This window comes from Streptomyces sp. NPDC020845 (assembly GCF_044334165.1).
GTDB lineage: Bacteria > Actinomycetota > Actinomycetes > Streptomycetales > Streptomycetaceae > Streptomyces.
In genome coordinates, this window is the sequence record NZ_JBIRSJ010000003.1 from 666,663 (window position 1) to 684,094 (window position 17,432).

Consider the following 17,432-nt stretch of genomic DNA (forward strand, 5'->3'; position numbering starts at 1 on the left):
ACCGTCAACCACCAGCCCCTCATGCCGCCGCCCCTCGCGCCGGTCCGCGCTCCGCGGTTCGCGGGGGCGCGCCGACCGGCCCCGCCTTGCGGGCCCGGCGGCGCTGCCGGCGCAGCTGCCGCGCCGTGCTGCTGGGCCGGGACACCACCCCGTAACGCTGGTTCCACACCTGCCGCGTCACCCATACGTCCAGCACACCCCAGGTGGCCAGAACCGTGCTGCCCACCGTGGTCAGCACCGAGGGGAACGCCAGCCATGAGTCGGCCAGCGCGCTCAGCACCGCGATCATCGCCTGCACCAAGGTCACCGCGACGATGATGACCGCGCGCACCGCCGCCGTACGGACCGGATCGGGGAGCCGGCGCCTTCGGGCCGGCTCCTCTGTCCACAGCGGGCGAACCGCGCGCTGCGGGATGTCGCGATCCTTGTCCATGGCGTCCATGAAGCCCCTACACCTTTCAGCGGCTGCCCAAGTCCGGCGGTTTCAGAAAGCGGGACATGGGTCGTATTCCCCCTTAGTGTGCCCCCTCAGTGCACGAATAACAGCGCTGGGAGGTTCCCCCGGAGAGGGGAAATCCAGCCAAGGGTTGGCTCATTCCGGCCCGCTGAGGCCGACAAATGAGGGTTGGGCGCCGGGGGGTAAGTCAGCCCATCACCGGACAACTCATGATGGCGGCAGGGTGACCGGCCCCGGCATCAAGCGGACAGCCCTTCGAGTTGTCGAACGGGCAGTAGTAGGCTCGCGCCGCTTGTTGTCGGAACTCGAACACCGCCCCCGTATAACGGGGTTGACGTTGGGGAGGCCATGCGCTTTCGCGGGAAATCGATCCGCCGGAAGATCGTGGCGCTGTTGCTGGTGCCACTTGTCTCGCTGACGGCAATCTGGGCCTTCGCTACAGTGATCACCACTCGTGAGGCGATTCGGCTCCTGGACGCCTCCGACATCATCGACAAGGCCGGTCAGCCGGCCGAGGAGGCCGTTCACGCCATTCAGAAGGAGCGCCGGCAGACCCTCGTCCTCCTGGCCGATCCGCGCCAGGCCGACGCACTTCCCGTGCTCCACGCGCTACAGCGCAAGACCGACGAGGTCATCGGCGTCCTGAGGGACGCGGCCGCGGACGGCGATGTGCGCGACATGATGAACTCCGATTCGGAGGATCAGCTCGCCGCCATTCTCAAGGCGGCCGAGGGCCTGGACGGCCTGCGCCGCAAGGTGGAGGACCACGGCGCCAGCCGCGCGACGGCATATGAGTATTACAACAAACTCGTCGACCTCTGCTACACCTTCCGCAGTTCGCTGCACGCCGTGCCCGATACGGACCTGGACAAGCAGGGCCGCGCGCTGGTCGCCATGATCCGTGCCCGCGAGGCGCTCTCCCGCGAGGACGCGCTGTATGTCTCGGCGCTGACGGCGCGCAAGATGAACCCGGAGGACATGCACGCGATTTCCGACCTCATCGCCGAGCGCAACCTGCTGTACGAGACCAGCCTGCCGATCCTGCCCGCCTCCGAGCAGAAGATCTTCTCGGACTACCGGCGCAACAACGCCGCGCCCGCCGCGCTGCGCCTGGCCGAGGGCAAGCTCATGGCCTCCATCAAGCCGTCCGACGCGCTCCGCGCCCTGGACCGGAAGCACTGGGAGGCCGCCGCCCAGCCGATGCTCAACGACTACGACCGGCTGGGCAAGGAGGCCACCGACCGCCTCCAGAAGCGCATCGACCCGGTGGCCGACGACGTCATGCTCAGGGCCGGTGCCGCCGGAATCCTGGGTCTGCTGGCCCTGCTCGCCTCGATCTTCGTGTCGTTCAGGATCGGCCGCACTCTGATCCGGGACCTGTCCCGGCTGCGCAAGGACGCCCAGGACGCCTCCAGCGTGCGGCTGCCGAACGTGATGCGCCGTCTGGGCGCCGGCGAGCAGATCGACGTGGAGACCGAGGCGCCCCGCCGCGAGTTCGGCCAGGACGAGATGGGCCAGGTCGGCCTGGCCCTCAACACCCTGCAGCGCGCCGCCGTCGAGGCGGCCGTCAAACAGGCCGAGCTGCGCCAGGGCGTCTCCGACGTCTTCGTCAACCTGGCGCGCCGCAGCCAGGTGCTGCTGCACCGCCAGCTGACCCTGCTGGACGCGATGGAGCGGCGCACCGAGGACACCGACGAGCTCGCCGACCTGTTCCGCCTGGACCATATGACCACCCGTATGCGGCGGCACGCCGAGGGCCTGGTCATCCTCTCCGGCGCGGCCCCCTCCCGGCAGTGGCGCAAGCCGATCCAGCTGATGGACGTCGTCCGCGCGGCGGTCGCCGAGGTCGAGGACTACGAGCGGATCGAGGTCCGGCGCATGCCGCGGCTCGCGGTCAACGGCCCGGCGGTCGGCGACCTCACCCACCTCATCGCCGAGCTCCTGGAGAACGCCACCGTCTTCTCGCCCCCGCACACCGCCGTCCAGGTGCACGGCGAGCGGGTCGCCAAGGGGTTCACGCTGGAGATCCACGACCGGGGCCTGGGCATGACGTCCGACGCGCTGCTGGAGGCGAACCAGCGGCTCGCCGAGACCCCGGAGTTCGAGCTGTCCGACACCGACCGGCTCGGCTTGTTCGTGGTCAGCCGGCTCGCCCAGCGGCAGGGCGTACGGGTCTCGCTGCAGCCCTCCCCGTACGGCGGCACCACCGCGATCGTGCTCATCCCCTCGGCCCTGCTCACCGACAGCGGTGAGGGCGGCCAGGATGCCGACGACAGCTACGAGAGCGGTGCGTACGAGAGCGGCCGGGACCGCGGGCGCGGCGTCTCCGACGTCAGGATGGGTCCGGACAGCAGGCTGCAGGCCGTCGAGGAGCCGCCGGTCTCCTACGAGGAGCCGCCGGTCTCCTTCTCCGACTTCTCCGACCGGGCGGGCCGCAAGGTGTCGGTGGTCGACGGGCCGGTCGAACTCGAACCGTCCGTCGCGCCGCTCGCACAGGCCGGTGCCGAGGACGCCGTCGAGGACGACGACGAAGTGGGCGCGATCTTCCGCGCCCGCGGGCTGTCGCAGACACCGCCCGCGGCAGCCAGGCCCACCGGGCCCGTGCCGCATCAGCGGATGCCCGAGGCGCGGCACCAGCAGGCGCGGGACGGCGCGCCGGGCGGCCGGGACCAGGGCCCCGCGCCGCTGCCCCGCCGCGTACCGCCGGTGCTGGTCTCCGACAACGGCCGCCCGGTGCGGGGCGCCCCGGTCGGCGGCCGGCACGCCCGCCCGCAGAGCGGTGCACAGCAGGACCGCACGCAGAGCGGTGCGCAGCCGTCCTGGGCCCAGAGGGAGGGCCGTTCCGACGGCCCGGGCCCGGCCGACGGCCAGGGTGGATCCGCGTCCTGGAACGCGGGCCGAGCCCCCGCCCCCGAGCAGCAGGCGCAGGCGGCCTGGAACGGGGAGCGCACCAGACCGGAGCGACCGGAGCGCCCGGTGCCGGCCCAGCGGTCGGCGTCCGGTCTGCCCAAACGGGTGCGGCAGGCCAGCTTGGCACCCCAGTTGAAGAACGACCCCGCTCCGCAGACCGAGGCGGACCGATACCCTGCCGAGACCGACCCCGAGCGCGACGCCGAACAGGCGCGGGCCACCATGGCCTCGCTCCAACGGGGATGGCAGCGCGGCCGGCGCCAGACGGCCACTGGGAACGGCGGGTCGGACACAGCACCTGGAACAACATATGAGGGGGACGGTCGATGACCGCACCGCACGCAGCACGGAACGCCTCGCCGAGAGGTTCTGGCGAGCTGAACTGGCTGCTCGATGAACTGGTCGGGCGCGTCGGCAGCATCCGCAAGGCGCTGGTGCTGTCGGGCGACGGCCTGCCCACCGGCGGATCCCGTGACCTGTCCCGCGAGGACGGCGAGCACCTGGCGGCCGTGGCTTCGGGCTTCCACTCCCTCGCCAAGGGAGTGGGCCGCCACTTCGACGTCGGGCGGGTCCGCCAGACCATCGTCGAGCTCGACGACGCCTTCCTGTTCGTCACCGCGGCCGGCGACGGCAGCTGTCTGGCGGTGCTCGCCGACGCCGACTCGGATGTCGGACAGGTGGCGTACGAAATGACGCTGCTGGTCAAGCGGGTGGGCGTGCATCTGGGCAGCGCGCCTCGAGCCGGCGGGTGACGGGGGAGAGGGGAGATGTCCGCAGAGGGTGAAGGCGACGCCCGCTGGTTCGACGACGCGGCGGGACCGGTGGTCCGGCCCTACGCGATGACACGGGGTCGCACCCGTAGCGCCGCCGAGGGAAAGCTCGACCTCATCGCGGTGGTCGTCGCCGACAGCGTCAACCACATGCCCGTCGCCGACCAGACGTTGTCCCCGGAGCACATCGACATCGTCGAGCTGAGCCGGGACTCCCCTCAGTCCGTCGCCGAACTGGCAGCCGAACTCGACCTGCCGGTCGGCGTCGTCCGGGTGCTCATCGGAGACCTGTTGCACGCGGCACTCGTCCGAGTGTCCCGGCCCGTACCTCCGGCGGAACTGCCGGACGAGAGGATTCTGCGCGAGGTGATCAATGGTCTACGGGCACTCTGACATGGGCCGCTCTCATGTCGTTGACCCCATCACGCTGAAGATTCTGGTGGCGGGCGGGTTCGGCGCGGGCAAGACGACTCTGGTGGGCGCGGTGAGCGAGATCAAACCGCTGCGCACCGAGGAACTGCTCAGCGAGGCGGGTCGGCCGGTCGACGACATCGCGGGGGTGGAGGCCAAGACGACCACCACCGTGGCCATGGACTTCGGGCGCATCACGCTCCGCGAGGACCTGGTGCTCTATCTGTTCGGCACCCCGGGACAGGACCGATTCTGGTTCCTGTGGGACGAGTTGGCGACGGGCGCGCTGGGTGCCGTCGTCCTCGCCGACACCCGGCGGCTGGAGGACTGCTTCGCCGCGGTCGACTACTTCGAGCGGCGCGGCATCGCCTTCACGGTCGCGGTCAACTGCTTCCATGGCGCCACCCGCTACCCGGAGGACGCGGTGCGCGACGCACTCGACCTCGACCCGGGCACACCGGTCATCCTGTGTGACGCCCGGGAGCGGGAATCCGTCAAAAGCGTGCTCATCTCGGTCGTCGAGCACGCGATGATGGCCTCCGCGGCCAGGCGCTAGGCAGGCGTCGCCAGGCCGCGTCGGCGATACGGCCCGTACCCCGCCGTCCGGGGTGCGGGCCGTGGTGTGTCTCGGGTCTTCTCCGGCCGGGCAGGTCGCCCGCCGGGTATCTGGAAGGGGAGGGGCTGTGGAGCCGGAACTTGAGCTGGAGCTGGCGGCCGAGGAGCTGACCGCGGTGCTGAACCGGCTGCGCCGGGCCCAGGGGCAGATCGCCGGGGTCGTCAGGATGATCGAGGAAGGCCGGGACTGTGAAGAGGTGATCACCCAGTTGGCGGCCGCGTCCAGGGCGCTGGACCGGGCGGGGTTCGCGATCATCGCCAACGGTCTGCAGCACTGCCTCGCCGAGGAGAACGGCGCCCGGCCGCAGACCCGGGAGCGCACGCGGGCGCGGCTGGAGAAGCTGTTCCTGTCACTGGCCTGACACGCGCGACACGACGCGCGACCGCGCACGGCGGACCGCGATGCCCGACACGCGCGGCGCGCCCGACGGGCGGGGATGACCGACACGCGCGACCGCGCTCGGCGGACCGCGATCACCGACACACGCCGCCGCGCTCAGCGGACCGCGATCACCGACGACCCGTGCCCGAACAGCCCCTGGTTCGCGGTGATTCCGGCCCGCGCCCCGGCCACCTGCCGCTCCCCGGCCTGGCCCCGCAGCTGCCAGGTCAGCTCGCACACCTGGGCGATGGCCTGCGCCGGGACCGCCTCGCCGAAGGACGCGAGGCCACCGCTCGGGTTGACCGGCAGCCGCCCGCCGAGCGCGGTGGCGCCCTCGCGCAGCAGCTTCGCGCCCTCCCCGGCCCCGCACAGCCCCAGGTCCTCGTACCACTCCAGCTCCAGCGAGGTGGACAGGTCGTACACCTCCGCCAGCGACAGTTCCTCGGGCCCGAGCCCCGCCTCCTCGTACGCCGCCCGTGCGATGGCGGCGCGGAAGGTGCCGGGCTCCGGGCCGAGGGTGGCCGCCGCCGAGTCGGTCGCGATGTCCGGCAGGTCGAGCGCGGTGCGCGGATAGCGCGGGGTGACGGTGGAGACCGCGCGGATCCGCACCGGCCGTGGGACGCCCTGCCGCCGGGCGAAGTCCATGCTGCTCAGCACGAGCGCCGCCGCCCCGTCGGAGGTCGCGCAGATGTCCAGCAGCCGCAGCGGATCGGCGACGACCGGGGAGGCGGCGACGTCCTCGGCGGTGACGGCCGTGCGGTAGCGGGCGTGGGGGTTGGCGGCTCCCGCGGCCGCGTTCTTCACCTTGACGCGCGCGAAGTCCTCGGGCGTGTCGCCGTATACGGCCATCCGGCGGCGCGCCCAGAGCGCGAAGTACGCGGGGTTGGTCGCGCCCATCAGCCGGAAGCGCAGCCAGTCGGGGTCGTCGGGCCGGTCGCCGCCGACGGGGGCGAAGAATCCCTTGGGCGCCGCGTCCGCACCGACGACGAGCACGGTGTCCGCCAGCCCGGCCAGGATCTGGGTGCGGGCGGTGTTGATGGCCTGCGCACCGGAGGCGCAGGCGGCGTACACGCTGGTCACGCGCGCCCCCTGCCAGCCCAGCGCCCGCGCGAAGGTCGCGCCCGCCACCTGCCCGGGGTAGCCGGATCGTACGGTGTTCGCGCCGACCACGGACCCGATGGCCGGCCAGTCCAGACCGGCGTCGGCCAGCGCGGCGCGCGCGGCCACCGTGCCGTACTCGACGAAACCGCGGCCCCATTTGCCCCACGGGTGCATCCCCGCGCCCAGCACCGCCACATCGCGGCCGTCGCCGGTCATGACCGCTCCCCGGTGACGGGCACGACGGGCACGACGGGCACGACGGGCCGCCAGTTCCAGGTGGTCCAGATGTGCTCGGCGTCCTCGTTCAGCACCCCGGGCACCGCCTCGACCTCCATCCCCACGGCCAGGTCGGCCAGGGTCACCCCGGGCGCGCCCTGCCCGAGCACCACCATCCGCTCGGCCGCCAGCTCCACGGCGATCAGCGTGTACGGCCGCCACTCGGCGTCCGGGTCGCTGACGTACGGCGCGGGCGGCCGGTAGCGCCCGTCGGTGTACGACCAGACGCGGCCGCGTCGGGACAGCGGCACCTCGTCCAGTTCGGTGGACGCGCAGCCGGGGCTGCGGCAGAAGGAGTCCTCGCGCGGGAAGAACACCGAGCCGCAGGCCCGGCACCGCGTCCCCAGCAGCCGGAACTCCTCGCCCTCGGTGGTGAACCACCCGGGGACCACCGGGGTACGGGTGCGCGGCACAACGCCTCCCAGACTGCGGAATCGAGTAACTGACGGTACGTCAGAAGTGTGGCACAGCGGCCGTGGGGCACGTAACCCCGGCATAGAGGGCGCCTCCCGGCGCAGCCGGGGCGCGTGACCAAGAGCCCGGAGGGCCCTTACGACGCCCCATGGAGGGAGCAGGCGTGGCCATGACGGAAGCGGCGGTCCGGCTGGTGGCCGTGGTCAAGGACTTCGGCTCCGTACGGGCGGTCGACGGCGTCGATCTCTCCCTCGCGGAAGGCGAGTTCTTCTCCCTCCTCGGCCCGTCCGGCTCCGGTAAGACCACCCTGCTGCGCCTCGCCGCCGGCTTCGAGCGGCCCACCGCAGGCCGCGTCGAGCTGTCCGGCCGCGATGTCACCGCCCTGCCGCCGCACCGCCGCGATGTGCGCACCGTCTTCCAGGACTACGCCCTCTTCCCGCATATGAGCGTCGAGCAGAACGTCGCCTACGCCCTGACGGTGCGCGGCGTACGCAAGGCCGAGCGCATCGCCCGCGCCCGCGACGCGCTCGCCACGGTCCGACTCGACGGCTTCGGGCCGCGCCCCCGCCGAGCTCTCCGGCGGCCAGCGGCAGCGCGTCGCCCTGGCCCGCGCCCCGCCGACCCGGCGGGCGGACGGCTGTGAGCCGTGCCGCCCACCGGGCGCGCACCCGCGGTCTCAGTTTCCGCGCAGCGCCTTGTGCGAGACCGGGAAATCGAAGTACGTGTCCGGGAACAGCTCGGGCTTGTAGGTGTAGTGCCACCACTCCTCGGCCAGATTCACAAAGCCCAGACCCTCCAGCGTGTCCTTCAGCAGCAGCCGGTTCGCCCGCTGCGCACCCTGGATCCGCGGGTCCAGCGTGTGCGAGAGGGTGTCGAAGCAGTCGTAACCCGTGCCCATGTCCACCGAGTTGTCCGGGAACCGCTCGTCCTTCGGCGCGTAGCACGGCACCAGCTTCTCGCCCGGCTCGTACGGACGGGTGGGCACGGCGGGCAGCTTCACGATGGTCAGGTCCATGGTGCTGCCCCGGCTGTGCCCCGACTTCTCCGCTATGTAGCCGTCCTCGAACAGCCGCGTCTTGTCGACGTCCGGGTAGAACTCCCCCTTCATCGACTGATCGTCGAGGTCCTTGGCCCACTCGACGAAGTCGTTGACCGCGCGCTGCGGCCGGTAGCAGTCGTACACCTTGAGCGTGTAGCCCTGCCGCAGCAGGGTGGACTGCGCCTGGTGCAGCGCCTCGGCGGCCGGGCGGGTCAGGATGCACAGCGGCTCGCGGTAGCCGTCCACGGGGTGGCCGGTGAAGTTGTGCGGGGTGTAGTAGCGGATCTCTTGAAGGATCGTCGGGTCCACGTCGCTCAGCGCCACGAACTCCTTCGGGGCCTTGGGTTCGGCCTGTGCCTGCGCCGGGGCGGGCGAGGCGGAGACGGCCAGAAGGGCGGCGAAGGGCAGGGCGAGCGCGCGCAGCGCGGCAGTGAATCTCGGCATGGCCCCCTCAGATATCAGGGCGGCGGGGTCCCGAACAAGCCCCGGCCGCCCTTGTTCGGAACGCGACTCACTGCCAGTACGCGACTCACCGCCCGCGCGGCCGCTCCTGCGGCACCTGACCGCGCACCCGCACCGGATACCCGGGCTCCGCCGCGCCCGTCCGCTCGACCACCACCTCGCCGTCCCGCAGCCGCGTGGTGAACCGCACCGACTCCGGCTTGTCCCAGCCGTCGCCCGGGTCCACGACCAGCGTCCAGCCGTGCCCGCGGGCCTGCGCCGGAGCCCATACCTCCAGCTCCACCCCGCCGTCCGCGCCCGCCACCGGCACCACCGCACCCGCCCGCGCCAGCACCGGGACGCGCGACAGCGGCGCGTCCAGCACCACCTGCCCCGGCCCCTCGTACGCCCGGCCGGTCGCCGTGTCGTACCAGCGGCCGCGCGGCAGCCGCACCGACCGCCGCTCCGCGCCCTCCTCCAGCACCGGGGCCACCAGCAGCGCGTCCCCCAGCAGAAACGCGTCCTCGCAGTCGCGCAGCGCCCGGTCCTTGGGCCAACGCCACCACACCGGGCGCGCGTACGGGGCCCCGGTGCGCCGGGCCTCGTACGCCAGCGTGACGAAGTACGGGAGCAGCCGCTGCCGTTCGCGCAGCGCGGCCGTCGCGTGCTCCAGGACCTGCTCCCCGAACTCCCACGGCTCCCGCCGCCCCGCCCATATCGCCGAATGGGTGCGGAACAGCGGCAGATACGAGGCCAGTTGGAACCAGCGCAGATACAGCTCGGGGGACGGGCTGCCGGTGAACCCGCCGACGTCAGGACCGGAGTACGGCACCCCCGACAGGCCGAGCCCCAGCACCAGGGACAGCGAGGCGCGCAGCCCCGGCCAGCCGGTCGCCACATCCCCGGACCAGCTGCCCCCGTACCGCTGGAGCCCCGCCCACCCCGAGCGGGAGAACAGGAACGGCCGCTCCTCGGGCCGCAGCTTCAGCAGTCCCTCGTAGCCGGCCCGCGCCATCGCCAGACCGTAGACGTTGTGCGCCTCGCGGTGGTCGCCGCCGCGGCCCTCCAGGGCGTGCCGGGCCGAGCGCGGCAGCGTCGGATCGCCGAAGGCCGCGAAGGAGACCGGCTCGTTCATGTCGTGCCACACCCCGGAGAAGCCCTGCTCAAGACGGTCCGCGTACAGCCCGCCCCACCATGAGCGCACCCGCGGATCGGTGAAGTCCGGGAACACCGCCTCGCCCGGCCACACCACCCCGCGCACCTCGCGCCCGCGCGTATCGCGTACGAACGCGTCCTGCGCCGCGCCGCTGTCGTACACCGCGGTACCGCGCTCCGCCTTCACCGCCGGATCGACGATCGACACCAGCCGCGTCCCGCCCGCCCGCAACTCCGCCGCCAGCCCGGGCAGATCGGGGAAGCGCTCGGTGTCCACCGTGAACACCCGGTGCCCGGCGAGGTGGTCGATGTCCAGGTGCAGCGCCGACAGCGGCAGCCCCCGCTCCCGGTAGCCCGCCACCACCCGCCGCACCTCCTCCTGACCGCCGAACCCCCAGCGGGCGTGGTGGTAGCCCAGCGCCCAGCTCGGAGGCACCGCGGCGGCGCCCGTGAGCGCCGCCCAGCTCTGCAGCACGCGGGCGGGCGTGCCCACGATCACCCAGTAGCGCAGCGGGCCGCCCTCCATCCGCGTCCGGCAGCCGCCCGGCCGGTCGTGCCCGGACCCCTTGCCCTCCTCGCCCTCCCGCAGCGTGACCGTGCCGTCCCACGAGTTGTCGTGGAACACCAGATGCGTGCCCGCGTCCGCCACGACCAGCTGCACCGGCATGGTCAGATACAGCGGATCGTCCCCCGGCTCGAAGCTGCCGCCCGGATCGGTGTTCCACAGCCGGTACGAGCCGTCCCGCAGCCGCGGCCCGGCCGCCCGCCCGCCGAGCCCGAAGAACCGCGCGTCCGCCGCGACCTGCGACCGCTGCTCCCAGCGCGCCGCCACACCGCCGGCGTCCGGCCCTCGGCCGCCCGCCTCGTGGCCGTCCACCTGCCCATTGACCTGCCCATTGACGTGCCCATCGGCCCGCCCATCGGCTTGCCCGTTGGGGTTCGCGCCCGGCACATCGCCACCCGCCACCGGCTCCCACCAGCGCGGCGGCAGATCCCGCCGCAGCACCACCCCGCCCGGGGTGCGCACCTCCACCGCCCCGTTCCGCGAGACCGTCACCGTCACCCGCTCGGCGACCACCCGCCAGCCACCGTCCGTGTCCGGCTCAAGCCGCACCCGCTCGTCCGGGTCCGGGCAGGACCCGTCCAGCGCGTACGAGGGCTCCGGCTCGGCGCCGTCCCAGCCGCAGAACACCGCGCCGCCCGCCGTCACCCGCACCCGCAGCGAGGACCGCGCGAACCGCACCACCCCACCCCCCGGCTCCGGATCCGCGCCCCGCACCAGGCCCGGCACCCGCGCGCGCTCCGGTCCGCGCCGCGGCAGCCCGACCGCGTCGGAACGCCAACGCCGCCATGCCGAGCGCAGCGACCTGAGCCCCTGCGCCGTACTGACCACCTTCACCGACCGCACCAGGTCACGCGCATCCATGATGATCACCTTGCCACTGACAACACCCCGTGCGTGCGGCTGTTCAACTGCCGTTCACCCGTGGTCCCCACACATCCCCACGGCCCTCTATATGGAGTGGCGGCCCTGGTGTACAAGTCGATCACATGGCATCGTCCTGAACGGACACACCACGCGCAGCCGCGCACCGCCGGGAGCCGGGAGCCGACAGATGACCACCGCAGCGCACCCAGACCACCTGCCGAGACCCCTGTGGCAGCCGGGCCCCGAGCGGATCGCCCGCGCCCAGCTCACCCGCTTCCACACCTGGGCGGCCGAGCGGCACGGGGCGCCGGCCCCCGACCCCGCCGACCCGGCGGCGAGCTACGCGGCGCTGCACCGCTGGTCCGTGACCGAGCTGGCGCGCTTCTGGCAGGCGGTCGCCGAGTGGTTCGAGGTGCGCTTCACCACCCCGTACGACACCGTGCTCGCCGACGCCGCCATGCCCGGCGCCCAGTGGTTCCCCGGCGCCACCCTCAACTACGCGGAACACGCGCTGCGCGCCGCCGAGGACCCCGCCCGCGCCGCCGAACCCGCGCTGCTCCACGTCGACGAGAGCCACGAACCGCGGCCCGTCGGCTGGGCCGAGCTGCGCGGCCAGGTCGGCGCGGTCGCCGCCGAGCTGCGCCGGCTAGGCGTACGCCCCGGAGACCGGGTCAGCGGCTACCTCCCCAACATCCCGCAGGCCGTCGTCGCGCTTCTGGCCACTGCCGCCGTCGGCGCCGTATGGACCTCCTGCGCCCCCGACTTCGGCGCGCGCAGCGTCCTGGACCGCTTCCAGCAGGTCGAGCCGGTGGTCCTGTTCACCGTGGACGGCTACCGCTACGGCGGCAAGGAGCACGACCGCACCGAGACCGTCGCCGAGCTGCGCCGCGAACTGCCCACCCTGCGCGCCGTCGTCCACATCCCGCTGCTGGGCACCCCCGCCCCCGAGGGCGCGCTGGAGTGGGACGCGGTGGTGCGCGAGGCGGCGGAACCGGTCTTCGAGCAGGTGCCGTTCGACCACCCGCTGTGGGTGCTCTACTCCTCGGGCACCACCGGACTGCCCAAGGCGATCGTCCAGTCCCAGGGCGGCATCCTGATCGAACACCTCAAACAGCTCGGCCTGCACTGCGACCTGGGACCCGGCGACCGGTTCTTCTGGTATACCTCCACCGGCTGGATGATGTGGAACTTCCTGGTGTCGGGCCTGCTGGCGGGCGCCACCGTCGTCCTCTACGACGGCAGCCCCGGCTACCCGGACACCGCCGCCCAGTGGCGGATCGCCGAACGCACCGGGACCACGCTCTACGGCACCTCGGCGGCCTATGTCATGGCCTGCCGCAAGGCGGGGGTCCACCCGGCCCGCGACTTCGACCTCTCGCGCGTGGCCTGCGTGGCCACCACCGGCTCCCCGCTCCCGCCGGACGGCTTCCGCTGGATCCACGACGAGTTCGCCGCCGGCAGTACGGGCGACATGTGGATCGCCTCGGTCAGCGGCGGCACGGACGTGTGCAGCTGCTTCGCGGGAGCCGTCCCCACCCTCCCGGTCCACATCGGAGAGCTTCAGGCCCCCGGGCTCGGCACGGACCTGCGGGCCTGGAACCCGAGCGGCGAACCGGTGATCGACGAGGTCGGCGAGCTGGTCGTCGCCCAACCCATGCCGTCCATGCCGGTCCGCTTCTGGAACGACCCGGACGGCAGCCGCTACCGCGACAGCTACTTCGACATGTTCCCCGGGGTCTGGCGGCACGGCGACTGGATCACCCTCACCTCGCGCGGCACGGTCGTCATCCACGGCCGCTCCGACTCCACGCTCAACCGGCAGGGCGTACGGATGGGCTCCGCGGACATCTACGAGGCCGTCGAACGCCTCCCCGAGATCCGCGAATCCCTCGTCATCGGCGTCGAACAGCCCGACGGCGGCTATTGGATGCCGCTGTTCGTCCACCTCGCGCCGGGCGCCACCCTCGACGCGGGGCTGTGCGACCGCATCAAGCGCACCATCCGCGAACAGCTCTCCCCGCGCCATGTGCCCGACGAGATCATCGAGGTGCCCGGCGTGCCGCACACCCTGACCGGCAAGCGGATCGAGGTGCCGGTCAAGCGCCTGCTCCAGGGCACCGCCCTGGACAAGGCCGTCAACCCGGGCTCGGTCGACAACGTGGAGCTGCTGCGCTTCTACGAGCGCCTGGCGCGCGAGCGGCCGACCGAGCCGGACGCCTGACACCACCTCGGCGACGGTGCGTTGTCAGTGCCCCCGGTTACGGTGAGTGAGCACTGATCGACCGCGCTGAGGGGGAGTCATGGCGCACACCACACAACACACCACACCGGGCGGCACACAAGACAGCGCACGAGGTGGCGCGCACCGGAGGGAGCGGACCGCACGGCGCGCGCTGCGCAGAGAGGCGCCCAGCACCGTGGCGCTGCTGGCCGACGAGGAGGACTTCGCGGCTATGCGGCAGTACGCGTCGTTCGCCTTCGACGACCACACCGCGTATCTGCGGCAGACGGAGGGGCTGCTGCGGATGCTCGCGTCGCAGGGCGTGCACACATCCATCGCGCTGTTCGACCCGGTCGAGTACGACGAGTTCTGCGCGGACTCCGGCATCGACCCCGACACCTCCGCCGCCCGCACCCGCTACACGGCTGAAGTCGCCGCCGCGGGCCCGACCGTTACGTACGAGGGTCAGCCGCTCGACCAGCTTCTCCAGCGGCTCATCGGCGCGGCTGAGCAGCAGGCCACCTGGGAGTACGCCACGGCCCTGCTGTCCCGCGCGGGCGGCTGCGGCTGCTCGGAAGACCCGGGCCACGCCGCGTTCCGCCGCGCCCAGGCCGCACTGCGGCGACTGCTCACGGCGGCCGGGTCCGGCAGCCACCACGTGGTGTGCAGCGTCATGGCGAGCAGCGTCCCGCTCGTGGCCGTGGTGCACGCGGAAGCGACGGGGGAGGGGCCGGTGGAGCGGTCGGCGGACCTCGACGGCACCGAGGCCCTGATCTTCAGCACCGTGCTGGCCTGCGGAATCGCCACGGACAGCCCTGGCGGCATCGTGCTGCGCACCAGCACGCCCGGATCGCCGGACACGGTCCGCGGCTGGTCGCTGCACCAGGGCTGGCTGCGGCCGTTGAGCGAGGCGGAGGTCTTCAGCGCGTACTGCACGGACGCGGACACCGGCGAGCCGGTTCCGCCCGAGCACGGCGTCGAGTACCGGCCGGGCATCGCACTGCCGACCCCGGACGCCCCGGATACACCGGATACCCCGGACCCCACTGCCCCGGAAGGGGAATGACCGCACAGACACACGAGGCAGGCACAGACCCAGGGGGCGTCCCACCACACACATCGCGGTGGGACGCCCCCTGGGGACGGGCCTTACAACATCATCGGCTCACTCGCCGGACAGCACCGCCTGCGCGGCGACGCGCGCGTCCTCGGCGGTGTCCGCCGCGCGGGCCGCGGCAGCCGCACGCTCGCACTGGGCGAGCGTGTGCTTGGCCAGCGTGGCGCGCACATACGGAATCGCCGCGGAGCCCATGGACAGGCTGGTGACGCCCAGACCGGTCAGCACACATGCGAGCAGCGGATCCGACGCGGCCTCACCGCATACGCCGCAGCTCTTGCCCTCGGCCTGCGCGGCGTCGGCCGAAGCGGCCACCAGATCGAGCAGCGCGGGCTGCCACGGGTCCTGGAGCCGTGACACCGCGCCGACCTGGCGGTCCGCGGCGAAGGTGTACTGCGCCAGGTCATTGGTGCCCAGCGACAGGAACTCCACCTCCTGGAGGATCGAGCGTGCCCGCAGCGCGGCGGACGGAATCTCCACCATCGCGCCGAACTTGGCGCGCAGCCCCGCCTCCCGGCATGCGTCGGCAAACGCCTTGGCGTCGGTCCGGTCGGCCACCATCGGGGCCATGACCTCCAGATAGACGGGCAGCCCCGCCGCGGCCTTGGCCAGCGCCGTCAGCTGCGTCCGCAGCACATCCGGGTGGTCCAGCAGGGTGCGCAGCCCGCGCACGCCCAGCGCCGGGTTGGGCTCGTCGGCCGGGGTGAGGAAGTCCAGCGGCTTGTCGGCGCCCGCGTCCAGGACCCGCACCACGACCCGGCCCTCGGGGAAGGCCTCGAGCACCTGGCGGTACGCCTCGATCTGCTTCTCCTCCGACGGCGCCTTGGTGCTGTCGTCGAGAAACAGGAACTCCGTGCGGAACAGCCCCACACCCTCGGCACCGGCCTCCACAGCCGCCGCGACATCAGCCGGGCCGCCGATGTTCGCCAGCAGCGGCACCTTGTGCCCATCCGAGGTGGCACCCGGCCCGGAGGACGCGGCCAGCGCGGCCTTTCGCTCCTCCGCGGCCCGGGCCAGCTCGGTCTGCTTCTCCGCGGTCGGGGACACGAAGATCTCTCCCGTGCTGCCGTCGACGGCGATCAGGGTCCCCTCGACCAGCTCACTGGCGCCGGGCAGCGCCACCACGGCGGGCACACCCAGGGCGCGCGCGAGGATCGCGCTGTGACTGGTCGGCCCGCCCTCTTCGGTGACGAACCCGAGCACCAGGGTGGGGTCGAGCAGCGCGGTGTCGGCGGGGGCCAGGTCCCGCGCGATCAGTACATACGGCTGGTCGCTGTCGGGCACACCGGGCATCGGCACCCCCAGCAGCCGGGCCACGATCCGGTTCCGCACATCGTCCAGGTCGGCCACCCGCCCGGCCAGGTACTCCCCGGCCCCGGCCAGCAGCGCCCGGTACGCGGCGAAGGCGTCGTACACCGCGCGCTCAGCGGTGCTGCCCACAGCGATACGCCGCTCGACATCGGCCATCAGCTCCGGGTCCTGCGCCATCATGGCCTGCGCCTCGAGCACGGCCTGCGCCTCACCGCCCGCCAGGTTGCCGCGCGCCATCAGATCGGCCGCCACAGCCTCGACGGCCTGCCGGGCACGCCCCTGCTCGCGCGGCGCCTCCTCCGACGGAATCTGCTTCGCCGGCGGCTCCAGGACCGCGGTCCCCATGTGCCGCACCTCGCCGATCGCCACACCGTGGCTCACGCCGACGCCTCGCAGCGTTGTCTCCATCACACCCGTCTCCGGTTCGATGAGGCGGGATAACCCGCCGCGGTGGTTGTCTACTCGCCGTAACGGCCGATCAGACCGGCTCCGACCGGCACTGAGCTCATGCCCAGCTGAAAAGAGTGTCGCCGGACTTCACATCCACATCCGCACTGACGTCCACCAGCGATTCGGCGGTGGCCTCAAGCGCCACGACCGGGCAGACCGGCGACTTCCCGGCGGCAACCGCGGTCGCGGGGTCCCAGCGCACCACGGGGTCCCCGCGCCGCACGGTGTCGCCCTTGTTGATCAGTACCTCGAATCCTTCGCCACCCAGCTGAACAGTGTCGATACCGAGGTGAGTGAGCACACCGTGCCCCTCCCCGTCGACAACGACGAACGCATGGGGATGCAGCGAGACGACGATGCCATCGACTGGCGCCACTGCCACGGTGGGCTCGAGTACGGGGTCGATCGCGGTGCCGGGACCGACCATCGCCCCGGAGAACACCGGATCGGGTACGGCAGCGAGTCCGATCACACGCCCGGCGAGCGGGGAGGTCACGGTGGTCATAGGAAGCCTCCCAGGGGTGGAGAACTCGTCACACATGGTCACCGCCCGTCCAGGGCAGCGCACTGCCCAGAAGCGTAAGTCATAGGAACTTCGGATTCCGCACAAGCTGTGCAGGCCGAAGGGCACCCATGGGGCACCGAATCGATTTGCCACGGCTGCGCGAGGGTTGTACTGTCGTACCCCTGCCCCGGATGAAGCGCCGCAGTCCACTGCGGGAGCATCCAGGTCTGGGCAGCGCCATCAGTCACCTGACGACAGATCTTCGGATCAGCTTTCGCATGTCTGCGAAAAGCGCGGATTCGGAGAAAAGAAATCGGTCTGATAGTGTTTGAAACACCGAAGGGAAGCGCCCGGAGAAACCGGTGAAACGGTTTCGAAGGAAGCGTCCGTTCCTTGAGAACTCAACAGCGTGCCAAAAGTCAACGCCA

The 17,432-nt window shown here is 72.3% G+C and carries 14 protein-coding genes and 1 pseudogene; 8 read left to right on the plus strand and 7 right to left on the minus strand.

Going from position 1 to position 17,432, the window contains the following annotated elements; genetic code table 11:
• Positions 1 to 19: 19 nt before the first annotated feature.
• On the minus strand, positions 20 to 442 hold the full coding sequence (locus tag ACH4U7_RS10100) for a hypothetical protein (RefSeq protein ID WP_398527484.1): 423 nt from the start codon (positions 440 to 442) through the stop codon (positions 20 to 22).
• A gap of 363 nt (positions 443 to 805) precedes the next feature.
• Between ACH4U7_RS10100 and ACH4U7_RS10105 the strand changes: the two genes are divergently transcribed.
• The 5 genes from ACH4U7_RS10105 (at position 806) to ACH4U7_RS10125 (ending at position 5,525) form a co-directional block, all read left to right on the plus strand.
• Complete coding sequence (locus ACH4U7_RS10105; RefSeq protein ID WP_398527485.1) at positions 806 to 3,697, plus strand: nitrate- and nitrite sensing domain-containing protein; 2,892 nt, start codon at positions 806 to 808, stop codon at positions 3,695 to 3,697.
• The gene (locus ACH4U7_RS10110) at positions 3,694 to 4,119 is read left to right on the plus strand and encodes a roadblock/LC7 domain-containing protein (protein WP_014174597.1); all 426 of its coding nucleotides are present in this window, start codon (positions 3,694 to 3,696) and stop codon (positions 4,117 to 4,119) included. The genes ACH4U7_RS10105 and ACH4U7_RS10110 overlap by 4 nt, the downstream gene beginning before the upstream one ends.
• A 15-nt stretch (positions 4,120 to 4,134) precedes the next feature.
• Positions 4,135 to 4,530, plus strand: a complete 396-nt coding sequence (locus ACH4U7_RS10115) for a DUF742 domain-containing protein (RefSeq protein ID WP_385613427.1) — start codon at positions 4,135 to 4,137, stop codon at positions 4,528 to 4,530.
• Positions 4,511 to 5,104, plus strand: a complete 594-nt coding sequence (locus tag ACH4U7_RS10120; protein ID WP_398527486.1) for a GTP-binding protein — start codon at positions 4,511 to 4,513, stop codon at positions 5,102 to 5,104. Before ACH4U7_RS10115 ends, ACH4U7_RS10120 begins: the two co-directional genes overlap by 20 nt.
• A gap of 127 nt (positions 5,105 to 5,231) precedes the next feature.
• Complete coding sequence (locus tag ACH4U7_RS10125; RefSeq protein ID WP_089510057.1) at positions 5,232 to 5,525, plus strand: metal-sensitive transcriptional regulator; 294 nt, start codon at positions 5,232 to 5,234, stop codon at positions 5,523 to 5,525.
• Positions 5,526 to 5,659: 134 nt separating this feature from the next.
• Here ACH4U7_RS10125 and ACH4U7_RS10130 read toward each other — a convergent pair whose 3' ends face one another.
• Together ACH4U7_RS10130 and ACH4U7_RS10135 are read right to left on the minus strand one after the other, a co-directional pair.
• The gene (locus tag ACH4U7_RS10130; RefSeq protein ID WP_398527487.1) at positions 5,660 to 6,862 is read right to left on the minus strand and encodes a lipid-transfer protein; all 1,203 of its coding nucleotides are present in this window, start codon (positions 6,860 to 6,862) and stop codon (positions 5,660 to 5,662) included.
• Positions 6,859 to 7,335, minus strand: coding sequence for a Zn-ribbon domain-containing OB-fold protein (locus ACH4U7_RS10135; RefSeq protein ID WP_385613435.1), 477 nt, complete (start codon positions 7,333 to 7,335; stop codon positions 6,859 to 6,861). The genes ACH4U7_RS10130 and ACH4U7_RS10135 overlap by 4 nt, the downstream gene beginning before the upstream one ends.
• A 170-nt stretch (positions 7,336 to 7,505) precedes the next feature.
• Between ACH4U7_RS10135 and ACH4U7_RS10140 the strand changes: the two are divergent.
• Positions 7,506 to 7,950 (plus strand): annotated as a pseudogene (locus ACH4U7_RS10140) (ABC transporter ATP-binding protein); the annotation flags it as partial.
• A gap of 62 nt (positions 7,951 to 8,012) precedes the next feature.
• Here the strand turns inward: ACH4U7_RS10140 and ACH4U7_RS10145 are convergent.
• Together ACH4U7_RS10145 and ACH4U7_RS10150 are read right to left on the minus strand one after the other, a co-directional pair.
• The gene (locus tag ACH4U7_RS10145; RefSeq protein WP_398527488.1) at positions 8,013 to 8,819 is read right to left on the minus strand and encodes a M15 family metallopeptidase; all 807 of its coding nucleotides are present in this window, start codon (positions 8,817 to 8,819) and stop codon (positions 8,013 to 8,015) included.
• An 85-nt stretch (positions 8,820 to 8,904) separates the two neighbouring features.
• Positions 8,905 to 11,397, minus strand: a complete 2,493-nt coding sequence (locus ACH4U7_RS10150) for a glycoside hydrolase family 31 protein (protein ID WP_398527489.1) — start codon at positions 11,395 to 11,397, stop codon at positions 8,905 to 8,907.
• A 190-nt stretch (positions 11,398 to 11,587) separates the two neighbouring features.
• Between ACH4U7_RS10150 and ACH4U7_RS10155 the strand changes: the two genes are divergently transcribed.
• Both ACH4U7_RS10155 and ACH4U7_RS10160 read left to right on the plus strand, forming a co-directional pair.
• Positions 11,588 to 13,621 (plus strand): acetoacetate--CoA ligase, encoded by a 2,034-nt coding sequence (locus tag ACH4U7_RS10155; RefSeq protein WP_398527490.1) that lies wholly within the window; start codon positions 11,588 to 11,590, stop codon positions 13,619 to 13,621.
• A 79-nt stretch (positions 13,622 to 13,700) separates the two neighbouring features.
• A complete protein-coding gene (locus ACH4U7_RS10160) occupies positions 13,701 to 14,687 on the plus strand; it encodes a hypothetical protein (RefSeq protein ID WP_398527491.1) in 987 nt (328 codons plus the stop codon).
• A gap of 99 nt (positions 14,688 to 14,786) precedes the next feature.
• Here ACH4U7_RS10160 and ptsP read toward each other — a convergent pair whose 3' ends face one another.
• Both ptsP and ACH4U7_RS10170 read right to left on the minus strand, forming a co-directional pair.
• The gene (ptsP, locus tag ACH4U7_RS10165) at positions 14,787 to 16,457 is read right to left on the minus strand and encodes a phosphoenolpyruvate--protein phosphotransferase (RefSeq protein ID WP_398527492.1); all 1,671 of its coding nucleotides are present in this window, start codon (positions 16,455 to 16,457) and stop codon (positions 14,787 to 14,789) included.
• A gap of 97 nt (positions 16,458 to 16,554) precedes the next feature.
• On the minus strand, positions 16,555 to 17,004 hold the full coding sequence (locus tag ACH4U7_RS10170; protein WP_398527493.1) for a PTS glucose transporter subunit IIA: 450 nt from the start codon (positions 17,002 to 17,004) through the stop codon (positions 16,555 to 16,557).
• Positions 17,005 to 17,432 lie beyond the last annotated feature (428 nt).

Coding starts and splice junctions, on each gene's coding strand:
- ACH4U7_RS10115 (WP_385613427.1), top strand. CDS start 4,135: ATGTCCGCAGAGGGTGAAGGCGACGCCCGCTGGTTCGACGACGCGGCG.
- ACH4U7_RS10120 (WP_398527486.1), top strand. CDS start 4,511: ATGGTCTACGGGCACTCTGACATGGGCCGCTCTCATGTCGTTGACCCC.
- ACH4U7_RS10100 (WP_398527484.1), bottom strand. CDS start 442: ATGGACGCCATGGACAAGGATCGCGACATCCCGCAGCGCGCGGTTCGC.
- ACH4U7_RS10170 (WP_398527493.1), bottom strand. CDS start 17,004: ATGACCACCGTGACCTCCCCGCTCGCCGGGCGTGTGATCGGACTCGCT.
- ACH4U7_RS10145 (WP_398527488.1), bottom strand. CDS start 8,819: ATGCCGAGATTCACTGCCGCGCTGCGCGCGCTCGCCCTGCCCTTCGCC.
- ACH4U7_RS10160 (WP_398527491.1), top strand. CDS start 13,701: ATGGCGCACACCACACAACACACCACACCGGGCGGCACACAAGACAGC.
- ACH4U7_RS10130 (WP_398527487.1), bottom strand. CDS start 6,862: ATGACCGGCGACGGCCGCGATGTGGCGGTGCTGGGCGCGGGGATGCAC.
- ACH4U7_RS10110 (WP_014174597.1), top strand. CDS start 3,694: ATGACCGCACCGCACGCAGCACGGAACGCCTCGCCGAGAGGTTCTGGC.
- ACH4U7_RS10105 (WP_398527485.1), top strand. CDS start 806: ATGCGCTTTCGCGGGAAATCGATCCGCCGGAAGATCGTGGCGCTGTTG.
- ACH4U7_RS10150 (WP_398527489.1), bottom strand. CDS start 11,397: ATGGATGCGCGTGACCTGGTGCGGTCGGTGAAGGTGGTCAGTACGGCG.
- ptsP (WP_398527492.1), bottom strand. CDS start 16,457: ATGGAGACAACGCTGCGAGGCGTCGGCGTGAGCCACGGTGTGGCGATC.
- ACH4U7_RS10155 (WP_398527490.1), top strand. CDS start 11,588: ATGACCACCGCAGCGCACCCAGACCACCTGCCGAGACCCCTGTGGCAG.